This window comes from Methyloterricola oryzae (assembly GCF_000934725.1).
Lineage (GTDB): Bacteria > Pseudomonadota > Gammaproteobacteria > Methylococcales > Methylococcaceae > Methyloterricola > Methyloterricola oryzae.
In genome coordinates this window covers 171,193-186,532 of record NZ_JYNS01000009.1, presented here as the reverse complement: position 1 = coordinate 186,532, position 15,340 = coordinate 171,193, and the positions used below count along the sequence as shown (strand labels likewise).

The following is a 15,340-nucleotide window of genomic DNA, read 5'->3' as shown; positions in this document are numbered from 1 at the left end:
TTCCTACGCGTTACTCACCCGTCCGCCACTCGTCAGCACCCGAAGGCCTGTTACCGTTCGACTTGCATGTGTTAAGCATGCCGCCAGCGTTCAATCTGAGCCATGATCAAACTCTTCAGTTTTATATAGCCCTTCCGGTTTCCCGGAAAATATCTCTTGAATCGACAAGCGCTTTTATGTAAAAGACACTCGCGAAAGTTTTTTTAGCTTACGCCTCAAACCGCCGCCAGCGCCCACACAAAATTATTTGATCGTGTTGTTAAAGTCAGCGGTTCTGCTTCAGTTCCCCGCCGTTGAGCTTGAGCATTTTACACCATCCTCAAACCCTGTCAACCACCTTCCCTTAAACTCCCTCTCAAACCCCTCTTCCCTCAACCTTTCCCTATCCCCCCAGAACATCATCGCCCCGGAAGAGCTGCGCATTATGGGCAGTTACTGACCCTAGGTCAAGCACAATTTCGCATTCTATCCGAGCGCGCGACATGGACTCGAAAATCCACGACAAAACGCTATATATGCAAAATCTGGATGCCGAGTCAGTTTCGATGAGATTTTACAGTGGTGGGGCTCATGATATTCTTGGGCCACTTCGCGCAACCCCGAGTTTTTTCGGCGTAACCCGGCGGACCGCACCTTTAAGCCACGCCTTTGTATACTCGGAGCCGCTACGGTTGGCACTGGTTTTCCACCATTAGGCAAGCTTCGCAGAGGCGCTGTTGCAGGCTAAGTCGCTACGATTTGGCGCAAAAATCGAGAGAAAGGAAACCATGCGGCTGCTCAGCCTGATCCTCCTGACACCAGCGATAGGCGCGTTGACCATCGCTTTCACCGACCCCCGCGCCATACGAACCATCCGCGGCTTGGCCACCGGCACCGCCTTGTTGACCCTGGCGCTGACGGTCTCCATTGCCACGGGTTTCGATCCCGATTACACCGGCCTGCAGTTCAGCGAGTTTGTCCCATGGAACCCTGAGCTTGGCAGTTTTTACGCCCTTGGCGTCGACGGCCTTTCGCTGCCCATGGTTCTCCTTTCAGCCCTGCTTTCGCTGGTTTCGGTGCTGGCATCCTACGGTCAGGTTCACCGGGTTAAGGGCTATCACGTATGCCTGCTAATGCTGGAGTTCGGAATGCTGGGCGTGTTCATGGCGCAGGACTGGGCCCTGTTCTACGTCTTCTGGGAGTTGACGCTGATTCCGCTGTTTTTCCTCATCGACCAATGGGGTGGCAGCGAAAAACACACGGCGAGCCTGAACTTCGTGCTGTACACCATGGGCGGCTCGGTGTTCATGCTGATCAGCCTGCTGATGGTCTACGCCACATCGGAAGACCGCTCCACCGCCATGACATCGATGGCCAGCGCCGCCGCAGCCCTGCCGCGCAACGAGCAGGTTCTCGTTTTCCTCGGCCTCCTGATCGGTTTTGGCGTGAAGATGCCCAGCTTTCCACTGCATGGATGGCTGCCTCTGGCGCATGTGGAGGCACCCAGCCCGGTCAGCATACTGTTGTCCGGCATACTGCTGAAGATGGGCGCCTACGGCCTGTTTCGTGCGACCGGCATGCTTCCCCAGGCCGCCGTTGCTCTGCAGGGGCTGCTGGCAGGCCTGGCGCTGGTCAGCATCGTCTATGGCGGACTGCTGGCCTGGCGACAAAGCGACCTCAAGGCGATGATCGCCTATTCCTCTGTCAGCCACATGGGCATCGTCCTACTGGGATTGTCCACCCTCACCGCCACCGGCTTCATGGGGGCCAGCCTGCAGATGACCGCCCATGGCTTGGTGGCGGGCTCCCTGTTCCTTTTGATCGGCCTGCTGTACCAGCGTACGCACACGCGCGAAGTAGCGGACTACGGCTCCCTGGCGCGGGTGACACCCCGTTTCGCCTTCTTCGCCACCCTGACCCTGCTCGCGTCCATGGGCCTCCCCGGACTGGTGGGCTTTCCGGCAGAACTGCATGCCATCATCGGCGCCTTCGAGCGTTGGGGCTGGTGGACCCTGTTTGCCAGCGTGGCGATCATCGTCAGTGCGGCCTACGCCTTGCGTACCATCTCCCGCCTGTTCACCGGAGCGCCAAACCCGGCCATGGCCAATATCCGCGATCTCGCCGGTACGGAATTGGTCGCCAGCGGCGTCCTGGGATTCGGGATCATCGCCTTGGGACTGGCACCGGCGCCCTTGCTGAGGCTGGTGGAAACCTCCATTCATAGCCTGAGCGGCAGCTTCGCACCGAGCCCATGGTGAGAACCGCCCCATGAGCAACGCCAGCGTGCCTTCACAGACATCGTCGTCGGATCGGCGGACTGCTTTGCTCGAGGCCGTGGATCATCTCGACCACGTGCTCCCCGGCCAGGCGCCCATCCTGAACTTCGTGCACCACAATACCCTGCACGGGTATCAACACCTGCCATTCGCGGAAGCGCTGTCCCAGGTGGAGCAACTCACCGGGATCAGACCTTACCTGCCGGAACCGGAATTTCGCCAACTGTACCGGCAGGGACGCATCACACAGTGCGATATCGACGCGGTGTTGCAGGAATCGAAAGCGGCTGGCCTGGACGCGATTGTGCTGCAAACCGAAACTCGCCGTGTGACACGCGGGGAGGTCTGGCGTATCCGGCTGGTTTTCGGTATCGAAGAGGTGTCTGCCGATGACCTGCGATGGCAGATCGAGCACAACGACTCACTGGTGAAATTTCAGGACGCGGTTCCTGCGTCCTCCCGCGCCCAGATTCTTGCCAACGGCGGCGAAGATCAGAGCGACAGCGTTGCCGTCAGCGCCCTCTGGCGGGCGTGCCTCGCCAGCCTCGAAATCAGGGACACGCAACCGGAGCAGGCGGATCGCGCGGAAGCGGAGTTGCAGTACTTTGCGACGGGCGCCGCCGAGGAAGCCAGCAGTCGTCCGGAACTGCACCGCGCCGCAGGCGCCGAAGCATGGCATGCGATGGAGCCCATGCTGGACGACATTGGCGTTGGGCAAAGCCTGCGTGGGCTCCTCCTCTCCCTGACCGGCATTGACCTTCTGCATGAAATTCGCCCCGCGCTGGTTCGCATCTGCGCGGCACACCTGGATGAAGGCCTCGCCGCCTGGAGCGCGCCCGATCGCCGACTGGGCCTCTATGCCAGCTGGCGGCAATATGCCCATGGCGACCCATCCCTGGGGCTCGCCGAATTTCCCGGCTGGCGCGAATTGCAGGCGCGCCTGCCCAGCCAGTCCGTCGATGCGGTGATCCTGCTGCTTCAGCAGTTGGGCATTGCCGAGGCACGCTGGGCGGGATACCTGAGACGTCTGGCTCTGGAAATTCCCGGCTGGTCCGGGATCATCAATTGGCGCGCGCAACATCCCGGCTACGATGCCAATGACGGTTGCCCGGCATCCTTGATGGATTACCTGGCCATCCGTCTGTTTCTCGACAAACTCTGGCTGGACCGGATTTGCCGGGACACTTGGGGGATCGAGGGCCGTCTGGATGCCTTGGAACAATACGCCCTGCGCAATCGTTCCGAGTTTTCCGTCCGCCTGGCCCTGTTTTCCGGGAAGCTTCCCGAATACCTCGCCTCCGCGGCGCAGCGCCTGGTGGCGCAGAGCTGGAACGAGCGCGGCCATCGGGAAATCTGGCGGGCACTGGCCGATCAGACCTGGTGCTGGACCCAAGGCCTGCACTGGGAAACCGCCAGCAACCGCACGGCACAGGGCGCGGGCTGGCGCCTGTTTCAACTGGCTCAGTACCTGGGGTTATCCGCCGAGGCCATTCAGGCCTTGCCCAGGGCCGACGCGGAACGGCTATTGCGCGCCCTCGATGAACTCCCGGAGTCGCAGCGCAATCTCCTCTGGCTGAAAAGCTACGAGCGCAACTACCGGGAGCCACTGTTCAAGGCCCTGTCTCAGAACCGTGGTCGCGGCCGCTGGCGTCGACGTGATGGACGCCCATCGGCGCAGGTCATATTCTGCATGGACGATCGCGAGGAGAGCATCCGACGTCATCTCGAAGAACTCGATCCGGCCCTGGAGACGCTCGGTGCCGCTGGCTTCTTCGGGGTGGCCATGAACTGGCGGGGACTGGACGATGTCCGCGTCACGCCCTTGTGCCCGGTCGTCGTCACACCCACCCACGAAGTCTCGGAACTGCCGCGCCAAGGCCTTGACCGTCTGCGCCGAAGCCATGAGCGGGGCCTGCGTCTGCTAGCAGCCGCTTCGCGTCTCTTCCATCAGGAACTGCGCCGCAATCTGGTCAGTTCGGGCATCCTGAGCGGCCTGCTCGCACTCGCGGTTTTGCCGTTATTGGCCGCCAAGACCTTCGCGCCCCGGCTTCAGGCCGGCGTGCGCGGCGCCATCCGCGCACTGCTGGCGCCCGACCTGCCGAGCCGCCTGGCCTTCAGCGCATCGCCCCACAGCGCCCCGGCAACGCCCGAGAAGCCGCGTCATGGCTTCACGGACGACGAACAGGCCGACCGGGTAACCGCATTCCTGCGCAATGTCGGCCTCACCAACCGTTTCGCGCCCCTGGTCGTGCTCGTGGGCCATGGCTCCATCAGCCAGAACAACCCGCATCTGGCGGCTTACGATTGCGGTGCCTGTTCAGGCCGTCACGGCGGTCCCAATGCGCGTGCGTTTGCCGCCATGGCCAACCGCCCCGAGGTGCGGCAAAAAATCCAGGAGCGTGGCATCGAGATTCCCGAGGACACCTGGTTTCTGGGGACGGAACACAATACCTGCAACGAAGAGGTGCTCTGGTTCGACCTGGAGGACCTGCCGCGCGGCTTCGCGCCGGCCCTGCAGGCATTCAGATCGACTCTGGACCAGGCCTTGCTCCTGTCCGCCCACGAGCGCTGCCGCCGGTTCGCCTCAGCCCCGCGCCGGCCCAGCTTGCGCTCGGCCATGCGGCACGTGGTGACACGGGCGGCCGATTTCAGCCAGGCGCGGCCGGAGTTAGGCCACGCCACCAATGCCGCCGCCATCATCGGCCGCCGCGCACTGAGCCGGGGCGCGTTCCTGGACCGGCGGGTATTCCTGATCTCCTATGACCCCAGCGAGGATGCCGAAGGACGCATCCTGGAAGGCATTCTCCTGGCGGTGGGTCCGGTTGGCGCCGGCATCAACCTGGAATACTACTTCTCGACGGTGAATAACGATCGCTTCGGCTGCGGCTCCAAAGTGCCGCACAACGTCACCGGACTCTTCGCGGTGATGGAAGGCACCAGCAGCGACCTGCGTACCGGACTCCCGCGGCAGATGATCGAGATCCACGAGGCCATGCGCCTGCAGGTGATCGTGGAGGCCACGGAAGAAGTGCTGGCTGGCATCTATCAACGGCAGCCACCGCTGCGTGAACTCATCGGCAATGGCTGGATCCTGCTGAGCGCCGTGCATCCCGATACCGGCGCGATCTCGGTGTTCGACCCGGAACGCGGATTCGTGCCGTGGAGCGACGACACGCAGCCCTTGCCGGTGGTCGACCGCTCCGGCAGTTGGTACCAGGGACACACGGAACCGCGACCGCCTTGCCTGATCGATGTGGACGGGCCTCGCTTACCCGCACGGGAGGCCACGCATGCTGGCTGAGATCATCCTGCTGCCTCCCTTCGCCGCGGCACTGGTCCTTGCCGTGGGCCAGTTGAGCGGACGCATCGACGGCGAAGGCAGCGAGCGACTTACCAGCCGCCTCGCCCTGACTTCCGCCATGCTGTCCCTTGCCGGACTGATCGCGGCCGCCTGGCTGCGCCACCGGGACCTCGTTCCCGCCCGGTTGGCGCTCGGCACCTGGCTGCAAAGCGGCACGTACCGCATCGGCGTCAATTTTTCCCTGGATGCACTCTCGCTGAGCTACGCCCTGCTCGCCGCCTTGTTCTCGGTGCTAACCTTGCGCTTTGCGACCCACTATCTGCACCGCGAGGCCGGCTTTCACCGCTTCTTTATGGTCCTGTCCCTGTTCGGTGGCGCGATGCTGCTGCTCGCCCTCGCCGGAAACGCCGGCCTGGCGTTCGCCGGGTGGGAATTGGCCGGCGTCTGTTCCTATCTCCTGATCGCCTATGCCTACGACCGTCCGACGGCAGCCGCCAATGCGACCCGGGCGTTCGTCACCAACCGCGTCGGCGACGCCGGCTTTGTGGCCGGCATCTTCCTTGCCTTTGCCTGGACCGGCAGCCTTGACTGGGCCGAATTCACCCACCCGGACCGGCACCTGGCCACCTGGCAGGCCGGCGTGATGGCCGCATGCTTCCTCCTCGCTGCCCTGGCGAAATCCGCGCAAGTACCGCTGGCGCCTTGGATTGCCCGGGCCATGGAGGGGCCAACGCCATCCAGCGCGGTATTTTACGGCGCAGTAATGATCCATGCCGGGGTTTACCTCATGCTGCGCCTGCAGCCTTTGCTGGAGCAATCGCCCCTCGCCATGGCGCTGATGGCGGCGTTTGGCCTGGTGACAGCCTGCTACGGCTATTTTTGCGGCCTGACGCAGACCGATGTGAAAAGCGCCCTGATCTTTTCCGCCACCGGCCAGGTAGGCCTCATGTTCCTGGAAGCGGGCCTCGGCTGGTGGAATCTGGCCCTCTGGCACCTGCTGGCCCACGCCGTGGTAAGAGGCTTTCAGTTCCTCACCGCGCCCTCCCTGATGCACGAGGTGGCTGGCCGCCCGACCCGTTCCGTGCCCCGATACATTGCCGCACGGCCGCGGCTTTATCTGGCGTCCCTGCAGCGCCTATGGCTAGAACCGCTGGGAGACTGGGTGGCGGTGCGACCGCTCCAGCGCCTTGCCCAGGATCTGTACCAGTTTGACAGCCGCTATGTCGAACGCTTCTGGGGCATCGCAACGCCTGCCGGCAGGGGCTCGCCGACCGCCGCACGCCCGAACGGTCCCAACCCGGATGTGATTCGCGTCAGCGGATACGCCGGATGTCTGACCGCCGCCGCCGCCAAGCTGCTTTACTGGTTCGAAGACCGCCTAGTACTACGCGGCGTCGGACAGACCCTGCTGCAGCAAGGACGCAGACTGGGCGTGCAGTTGAACCGCCTGGAGAACCTGCTGAACGAGCCCCGCTATCTGGTGCTGTTCATCGCCGCTACCCTGATCGCCTTGCTGTAGGGCCTGTCCTTGATGATCGCCGAAATCAGTTGGAGCAGCCAATCCGCCTTCCCGCTCCTCGGGACCCTGGTGGCGCTACCGCTGGTCTTCATGACCCTGGCATGGACGGTGCGCTCGTCCCGCCAGGCGTTCCTGCTGGGCGTCTGCGGTTCCCTGTTGGAACTGGCCTTGAGCGTCTGGCTGCTGGCCCATTTCCGGATGGACACAGCCGACCTGCAATTCGTCGAGCGGGTTCCCATCACCTCCTTGCTGTCCTATCACCTGGGCGTGGATGGCATCGGCATCCTTTTCGTGCTGCTGACGGCGCTGCTCACCTTCCTGGTCATCCTCCATGGCGAAATCGTCGATGAGCGCCCGGCGGGCATCTATGTGGCGAGCGTATTCGCCTTCCAGGCCGTGCTCATGGGCCTGTTTCTCAGCCTCGACCTGCTGGAATTCTGGGTCATCTGCGCCCTCGAACTGATTCCTGCCACCTTCATTCTCAAGCGCTGGGGTAACGGCCTGGGCAGGGACAAGGCCGTTTCTCGCTACCTTCAGCATATGAGCGGGGCCTTGGCACTGATGCTGGCCGGCATACTCATCCTCGGCTGGCAACACGCCGACGCCACTGGATTCTGGTCATTCGCGCTAACCGACTTGTTGGCAGCCCCCTTGAACAAGCGCGACCAGGACATTGCATTCATGTTGTTTCTGTTCGGACTCGCGCCGCGCCTGGGCCTGTTCCCGTTTCATGCCTGGCTGCCCAAGGTAGCCCAGTACGGTCCTCTTGCGACCTTGTGCGTGTTTCTGGTGGGATTGAAGGCGGGCGTCTACGGTTTGCTGCGCTTCGTCCTGCCGCTGACCCCCGATGCCGCCGAGGCCTGGAAGGGATTCGTGGTGATTCTGGCCGTCACGGGAATCTTCTACGGCGCCCTGCTCGCCCTGATGCAGATCAACCTGCGGCGCCTGCTGGCTTTCGCGGCCGTCAGCCACACTGGTGTCCTGGCCATCGGAGCCTTCTGCCTGAATCGCGCGGGACTGCAGGGCGCGCTCCTGCTCGCCATCAACTTCGGCGCCGCCGCGGCAGGCCTTCTGTTCGCCACCGGCATCCTCAGCCGCAGCACCCGCAGCACGCTGCTTCCGCGCCTCGGCGGCATGTTCGATCTGCTGCCCCTGGTGGGGCTTACCTTCCTGGTGGCCGCTCTCAGCACCATGGCCATGCCCGGCACGCCCGGCTTCGACGCCGCTCATCTGCTGATGGAAGGCGCCATCGAATCGCATCACTGGGGCATCGCCGTGGTGGTGGCGTCAGGCAGCGTGGCTTCCGCCGGATTCCTCCTGTGGGCCTTCCAGCGCGCCTTTCTGGCAAGGCGCCGGGATAACGCCTTGCACCCCGAAAAGATTCGTCTGAGCCTGCCGGAACTGACCTTGACCGCCGCCATCTGCGCCGTGCTGCTGGGTGTGGGCTTTTACAGCCGCCCCTGGCTGGAACTGGTCGATACATCCCTGACTCGACTGGCCCTGCACCTTGAACATTCCGCCCCGCAGCCGTAGCCCGACATGCCAAGTTCCGATTTTCCGCTGCTGAGCGTGCTCATCTTTCTGCCGCCGGCCGCCGCCATGCTGCTGTTCGCACCGGGACTGGAGCGCTTCACGCGGCATATCGCCCTGGCCGCCTCCGTGCTGGAACTTGGGCTCTCGCTGCTCGCGCTGGCCGGTTTCGATCCGGCGGGCGGCATGCAGCTAGTGGAGCGCCACGCCTGGATCGGCTCGATCAAAGTACAGTACCTGCTGGGTATCGACGGGGTGTCCGCGGGCTTCCTGCCGTTGTCTTCCCTGCTCAGCGCGGCGGTGGTCCTGGCTTCCTGGCGTGGCATCCGGCAGTCGCCCAGGCTGTATTTCGCCCTCTTGCTGATCCTGCACGGCGTCACCATCGGCATTTACTGCGCCCTGGATCTCGTGCTGTTCTTCCTGTTCTGGGAGCTGACGCTGCCGCCGCTATTCTTTCTCATCAGCCTCTGGGGCATCGGCCCAGAAAGGCGCCACGCGGCCACCCAATACACCTTGTTCATGCTGGCGGGCGGCGCTGCACTGCTGCTCGGCTTCATTCTGCTGGCCCTCAACCACGCCCGCGAATCAGGCCGCGCCGCGCCGGATGGCTTGAGCTTCGATTACTTGGCACTGCTGGATACCCCGGCACCGCCGGAAGTGCAGTCAGCCGTTTTCCTGCTACTTTTCCTGGGATTCGCGATCAAGGCGCCGGTGTTTCCCTTCCATGTGTGGCTGCCGACCTCCGCCATGGAAGGCCCCGTGGCCGTCGGTGCACTGCTCACAGGCCTCAAGTTGGGGTTGTACGGCATCCTGCGCTTTGTCATACCGCTCGCGCCACAGGCTTCCAACCGCTATGACGGACTGATCGCAGCCCTGGGCGTCACCGGCGCCATCTACGGCGCGCTGCTGGCCCTGCGCCAGACCAACCTGCGCCGGCTGCTGGCCTTTGCCAGCATCAATCACGTCGGCATGGTGCTGATTGGACTCTCGGCACTCAATATCCAGGGCGTGCAGGGCGCGCTGCTGCAGACCCTCAACTTCGTTCTGGTGGCTGGCGGATTATTCCTCCTGGCGGGGTTCCTCCATCAGCGCCTGGCCTCCACCGAACTGACGTCCCTGGGCGGCTTAGCCCGCTCCATGCCGCTCGCGGCGTCCCTGTTCTTCATGCTGGGCCTGGCCAGCATGGGTGTTCCCGGCACCAATGGCTTCGCCGCCGAACATCTGATCGTGATCGGCGCGTTCCGATCCCACGACGGCCTCGGGCTGGCAGCCCTGTTCGGCGTGATTCTGGGAGCCGCCTATCTGCTGAGCTTTTTTCGCCAGGCGTTTTTCGGAGCCATCACCCGGGAACCCGTCGCGCGAGTCAGCGACCTGCGCCCGCGCGAGCTATGGATAGTCGCCACGCCGGCCGCACTGTCCCTGCTCATCGGCCTGTATCCGCAGCCCGTGCTTGATCTGACCGCCAGGCCCCTGAAGGTCCTGATTGGCCGACTGGAGGCGGGGGCGCCCATGACCCTGGCCGGCGCTCCCGCCAACACCCCGTCAGCGCTCCAAGTCGGAAAGCGCCCATGACCAGATCGGATTAGGCCGGCCATTTGGCAGTCCGGACGAAGGCGGCCGGGCATCGGCCATTGGCGCCGCCTACCGGTCCGGCAACGTGTCAATCATGGGCATTCTGTGCAAAAATACGCGTTTCTATGGCGAGGAAACCACCGATGCGACTGATCCTTCTGGGCAGCCCCGGTTCCGGCAAAGGCACCCAGGCTAAATTCATCACGGAACGGTTCAACATCCCGCAGATCTCCACCGGGGACATGCTGCGCGCCGCCGTGCGCGAGGGCACGCCCTTGGGACTGGAGGCCAAGAAGGTCATGGATGCCGGACAATTGGTGTCCGACGCCATCATCCTGGGCCTCATCAAGGAACGCATCGTCCATGAGGACTGCGCCAACGGCTTCTTGCTGGACGGTTTCCCAAGGACCCTGGCCCAGGCTGACGGCCTGGAGGCCATGGGCATCGCCATCGATCATGTGGTCGAGATCCAGGTGGAGGACGAGGAGATCGTCAAGCGCATGAGCGGGCGCCGCGTGCACCCGGCCTCGGGCCGTACCTACCATGTGGAATTCAATCCACCGCGCCAGGAAGGTCGCGATGACGAAACGGGAGAACCCCTGATTCAGCGCGATGACGACAAGGAAGAGACCGTGCGCAAGCGCCTTCGCATCTACCACGACCAAACCAAGCCGCTGGTGGGCTATTACCAAGGCAAGGCGGCCGCCGGCAAGTTGAAGTTTTCCTCCGTGCCCGGTGTCGGCAGCGTCCAGGAAATCACCAGCCAGGTTCTGACGGCACTGTCCTGACCGAAGCCGCAGAACACTCAACACTCCACCGGGCCTCCCGCGCGGGAGGCCCTGCAACGGCATTACCATGACTGGCAAAACCCTATATGACAAGCTGTGGGACGACCATCTGGTTCGCAGCGAACCGGACGGGTCAGCCCTGATCTACATCGACCGCCACCTGGTGCACGAAGTCACCTCGCCGCAAGCCTTCGAGGGACTGCGGCTGGCCGGGCGCAAGCCCTGGCGCGTCTCGGCGAACCTGGCGGTGGCCGACCACAACGTGCCGACAGCCAAGCGCGAGGAAGGCATCGCCGACCCGGTTTCCCGCCTGCAGGTGGAGACCCTGGACAGCAATTGCCGGGAATTCGGTATCACCGAATTCGACATGACCGACCCGCGCCAGGGCATCGTCCACGTCATCGGCCCGGAACAGGGCGCCACCCTGCCCGGCATGACCATCGTCTGCGGCGACTCCCACACCTCCACCCATGGCGCCTTCGGCGCGCTTGCCTTCGGCATCGGCACCTCCGAGGTGGAGCATGTACTCGCCACCCAATGCCTGGTGCAGCGCAAGGCCAAGAACATGCTGGTGCGGGTGAACGGCGTCACCGCCCCCGGCATCACCGCCAAGGACATCATCCTCGCCATTATCGGCGAGATCGGCACCGCCGGCGGAACCGGCTATACCATCGAGTTCGCCGGCAGCGCCATCGAGGCCCTGTCCATGGAAGGCCGCATGACGGTCTGCAACATGGCCATCGAGGCCGGTGCGCGCGCGGGACTGGTGGCCGTGGATCAGACCACCATCGACTATGTACGTGGCCGCCCCTTCGCCCCGCAGGGCGAAATGCTGGAACAGGCCATCGCGGCTTGGCGCCAGTTGCGCAGCGATGCCGATGCGGTCTTCGACCGTTTGGTGGATCTGGACGCCGCCGCCATCCGGCCCCAGGTCACCTGGGGTACGTCCCCCGAGATGGTGGCACCGGTCGATGCCGCCGTGCCCGATCCGGCCCAGGAGAGCGATCCTGTGCGCCAGGAGGGCATGGCGCGGGCCCTGCAGTACATGGGCCTGGAACCGGGCACGCCGCTCACGGCCATAACGGTCGATCGCGTATTCATCGGTTCATGCACCAATGCGCGCATCGAGGATCTGCGTGAGGCCGCGCGGGTGGTGGAAGGCCGACACAAAGCCGATTCGGTCAAGCAGGTGCTGATCGTCCCCGGCTCCGGACTGGTTAAGCAGCAGGCGGAAGACGAAGGCCTGGACAAGATATTCCTCGAAGCCGGCTTTGAATGGCGCGAGCCTGGCTGCTCCATGTGCCTGGCCATGAATGCCGACCGCCTGGAACCCGGCGAGCGTTGCGCCTCCACCTCCAACCGCAATTTCGAAGGGCGGCAGGGGTATGGCTCGCGCACCCACCTGGTCAGCCCGGCCATGGCCGCCGCCGCCGCCGTGCACGGCCATTTCGTCGATGTCACCGCCCACGAGGAGGCGCACCCGTGAAACCCTTTCGCAGAATCGAGTCCCGGGTCGTGCCCTTGGACCGCGCCAACGTGGACACCGACGCGATCATCCCCAAGCAGTTCCTCAAGTCCATCCGCCGCAGCGGCTTCGGCCCTTACCTGTTCGACGAATGGCGCTACCTGGACCGCGGCGAGCCGGACATGGACTGCAGCGGCAGGCCCCTGAACCCGGATTTCGTGCTCAACCAGCCCTGCTATGTGGGCGCGAAAATCCTGCTGACGCGGGAGAATTTCGGCTGCGGCTCGTCCCGCGAGCACGCGCCCTGGGCGCTAGAGGACCACGGCTTCCGCGCCATCATCGCGCCGAGCTTCGCCGACATCTTCTACAACAACTGCTTCAAGAACGGCGTGCTGCCCATCGTGCTGCCTGCGCCCACCGTGGATCATTTGTTCGCCGAGGTCAGCCCCAGCTTCATGCTGACCATCGACCTGGCCGCCCAGACCATTACCACGCGTTATGGCGAGGTCATCCACTTCGACGTGGATGCGTCCCGCAAGCACCGGCTGCTGAACGGGCTGGACGACATCGGCCTGACCCTGCAGCACGCGGACGACATTCGCGCCTATGAGGCGCGCCGGGCGCAGCAGGCGCCCTGGCTGTTCCCTGTTACACACTGAAACTGAACGATCCATGACCAAGAAGATTGCTGTACTCCCGGGCGATGGCATAGGCCCCGAGATCGTCGCCGAAGCCTTGAAAGTGCTGGAATGCCTGCGCACCGATTTCGGCCTGGCGGTGGAAACCGAGCACGCCCACATCGGCGGCGCCGCCTACGACGTCCACGGCACCCCCTTTCCCGCCGAGACTCTGGAACTCTGTCGCGCATCGGACTCCATCCTGCTGGGTGCGGTAGGCGGCCCCAAGTGGGAAGGCCTCGATTATTCCGTCCGTCCCGAGCGGGGGCTGTTGGGCCTGCGCTCCGAGTTGGCCCTGTTTGCCAACCTGCGCCCCGCCATCCTGTATCCGCAACTAGCGGCCGCTTCCACCCTCAGGCCCGAGGTGGTGTCCAACCTGGACCTGATGATCGTGCGCGAGCTGACCGGCGGCATCTACTTCGGCCAGCCGCGCGGCCGCCGCATCAATACCCAGGGCGAGCGCGAAGGATTCAATACCCTGGTCTACTCGGAATCGGAAATCCGGCGCATCGCCCACACCGCCTTCCAGATCGCGCAGAAGCGCAACAAGCGCCTGTGTTCCGTGGACAAGGCCAATGTGCTGGAATGCACCGAGCTGTGGCGTGAGGTGGTGGTGGAAGTCTCCGCCCAATACCCCGAGGTGGAACTCAGCCACATGTACGTGGATAACGCCGCCATGCAGCTGGTGCGCAACCCCAAGCAGTTCGACGTGATGCTCACCGACAACATGTTCGGCGATATCCTCTCAGACTGCGCCGCCATGCTCACCGGCTCCATCGGCATGTTGCCCTCGGCTTCCCTCAACCAGGATGGCAAGGGCATGTACGAGCCGATACACGGCTCCGCCCCGGACATCGCCGGCAAGGGCATCGCCAACCCGATCGCCACCATCCTCTCCCTGGCCATGCTGCTGCGCTACAGTTTCGACGATGCGGCGTCGGCGGAACGGGTCGAGAAGGCTGTCATCAAGGCGCTGGACCAGAACCTTCGCACCGCGGATATCCACGCCGAGGGCGCGCACAAGGTCGGCACCGCCGCCATGGGCGACGCCATCGTCGCCGCCCTCCGAGCAACAACGCACTAACGGGTTCCAACCATGAGCAAGACGTACAATGTCGCCGTGCTGGGCGCTACCGGCGCCGTCGGCGAGACCATGCTGTCCATACTCGAGCAACGCCGTTTTCCCGTGGGCGAGGTATTCGCCCTGGCCAGCGCCCGTTCCGCCGGCACCGAGGTTGAATTCAAGGGCCAATCGATCACGGTGCAGGATGTGGCCGGCTTCGACTGGTCCAAGGCGCAGATCGGCCTGTTCTCCGCCGGTGCCTCGGTGTCCGCCCACTGGGCGCCCATCGCCGCCGAGGCGGGCTGCGTGATCGTCGACAACACCTCCTGCTTCCGCTACGAGGACGACATTCCGCTGGTGGTGCCGGAGGTGAACCCCGAGGCCATCGCCCGATACACCAACCGCGGCATCATCGCCAATCCCAACTGCTCCACCATCCAGATGCTGGTGGCGCTCAAGCCATTGCACGACGCCGCCGGCATCACCCGCATCAACGTCTGCACGTACCAGGCGGTCTCGGGAACCGGCAAGAAGGCCATCGATGAACTGGCGACCCAGACGGCGGCCCTGCTCAACGCCAAGCCGATCACGCCCAAGGTCTACCCCAAGCAGATCGCCTTCAACGTCCTGCCGCAGATCGACGTGTTCATGGAGAACGGCTACACCAAGGAAGAGATGAAGATGGTGTGGGAAACGCGCAAGATCATGGGCGACGACGGCATCCAGGTGAATCCCACCGCCGTGCGCGTGCCGGTGTTCTATGGGCATTCCGAAGCGGTGCACATCGAGACCCGCGACAAGCTGAGCGCCGAGCGCGCCCGCGAGATCCTGTCCCGCGCCCCCGGGGTGACGGTGCTGGACGAGCATGCGCCAGGCGGCTATCCGACGGCGGTGACGGAAGCCGCAGGCGAAGACCCGGTGTTCGTGGGCCGCATCCGCGAAGACATCTCCCATCCCAACGGATTGAATCTCTGGGTCGTGTCCGACAACGTTCGCAAGGGCGCGGCCCTCAACAGCGTGCAAATCGCGGAACTGCTGGTAAAAAGCTACATCTGAAGCTAGTCTTTGCTCGTGCAGGGGAGGCTTTGGTCACCATCTAGGGCAGGCTCTGAACAGAGTCAGGACGGCTTCGCGAGAGCGCGGTCACATCCGGCACAGATCAAGGCTTCC

The 15,340-nt window shown here is 64.0% G+C and carries 10 protein-coding genes and 1 rRNA gene; 10 read left to right on the top strand and 1 reads right to left on the bottom strand.

What is annotated here, in order from left to right:
• Positions 1-122 (bottom strand): 16S ribosomal RNA (locus EK23_RS13595); the annotation flags it as partial.
• A gap of 645 nt (positions 123-767) precedes the next feature.
• Between EK23_RS13595 and EK23_RS13590 the strand changes: the two genes are divergently transcribed.
• The 10 genes from EK23_RS13590 to EK23_RS13545 all read left to right on the top strand — a co-directional run bounded on the left by EK23_RS13590 (position 768) and on the right by EK23_RS13545 (position 15,226).
• Entirely contained in the window at positions 768-2,237 is a 1,470-nt protein-coding gene (locus EK23_RS13590; protein WP_045225907.1) for a complex I subunit 4 family protein, read from the top strand.
• Positions 2,238-2,247: 10 nt separating this feature from the next.
• Positions 2,248-5,556, top strand: a complete 3,309-nt coding sequence (locus tag EK23_RS13585; protein WP_045225906.1) for a DUF2309 domain-containing protein — start codon at positions 2,248-2,250, stop codon at positions 5,554-5,556.
• Positions 5,546-7,075 carry an NADH-quinone oxidoreductase subunit 5 family protein gene (locus tag EK23_RS13580; protein ID WP_045225905.1) on the top strand — a complete coding sequence of 510 codons (1,530 nt, stop codon included), beginning with the start codon at positions 5,546-5,548 and terminating at the stop codon, positions 7,073-7,075. The genes EK23_RS13585 and EK23_RS13580 overlap by 11 nt, the downstream gene beginning before the upstream one ends.
• Before the next feature lie 12 nt (positions 7,076-7,087).
• Entirely contained in the window at positions 7,088-8,608 is a 1,521-nt protein-coding gene (locus tag EK23_RS13575) for a complex I subunit 4 family protein (protein ID WP_045225904.1), read from the top strand.
• A gap of 6 nt (positions 8,609-8,614) precedes the next feature.
• Positions 8,615-10,177 carry a complex I subunit 4 family protein gene (locus tag EK23_RS13570; RefSeq protein ID WP_045225903.1) on the top strand — a complete coding sequence of 521 codons (1,563 nt, stop codon included), beginning with the start codon at positions 8,615-8,617 and terminating at the stop codon, positions 10,175-10,177.
• 143 nt (positions 10,178-10,320) lie between these two features.
• Positions 10,321-10,965: an adenylate kinase gene (adk, locus tag EK23_RS13565; RefSeq protein ID WP_045225902.1), complete on the top strand. Its 645-nt coding sequence runs from the start codon at positions 10,321-10,323 to the stop codon at positions 10,963-10,965.
• Positions 10,966-11,032: 67 nt separating this feature from the next.
• Entirely contained in the window at positions 11,033-12,451 is a 1,419-nt protein-coding gene (leuC, locus tag EK23_RS13560; protein WP_045225901.1) for a 3-isopropylmalate dehydratase large subunit, read from the top strand.
• Positions 12,448-13,089 carry a 3-isopropylmalate dehydratase small subunit gene (leuD, locus tag EK23_RS13555; protein ID WP_045225900.1) on the top strand — a complete coding sequence of 214 codons (642 nt, stop codon included), beginning with the start codon at positions 12,448-12,450 and terminating at the stop codon, positions 13,087-13,089. The genes leuC and leuD overlap by 4 nt, the downstream gene beginning before the upstream one ends.
• Positions 13,090-13,102: 13 nt before the next feature.
• A complete protein-coding gene (gene leuB / locus EK23_RS13550) occupies positions 13,103-14,191 on the top strand; it encodes a 3-isopropylmalate dehydrogenase (protein WP_045225899.1) in 1,089 nt (362 codons plus the stop codon).
• Between the two features lie 12 nt (positions 14,192-14,203).
• Positions 14,204-15,226 carry an aspartate-semialdehyde dehydrogenase gene (locus tag EK23_RS13545; RefSeq protein ID WP_045225898.1) on the top strand — a complete coding sequence of 341 codons (1,023 nt, stop codon included), beginning with the start codon at positions 14,204-14,206 and terminating at the stop codon, positions 15,224-15,226.
• The last annotated feature ends 114 nt before the right edge of the window (positions 15,227-15,340 follow it).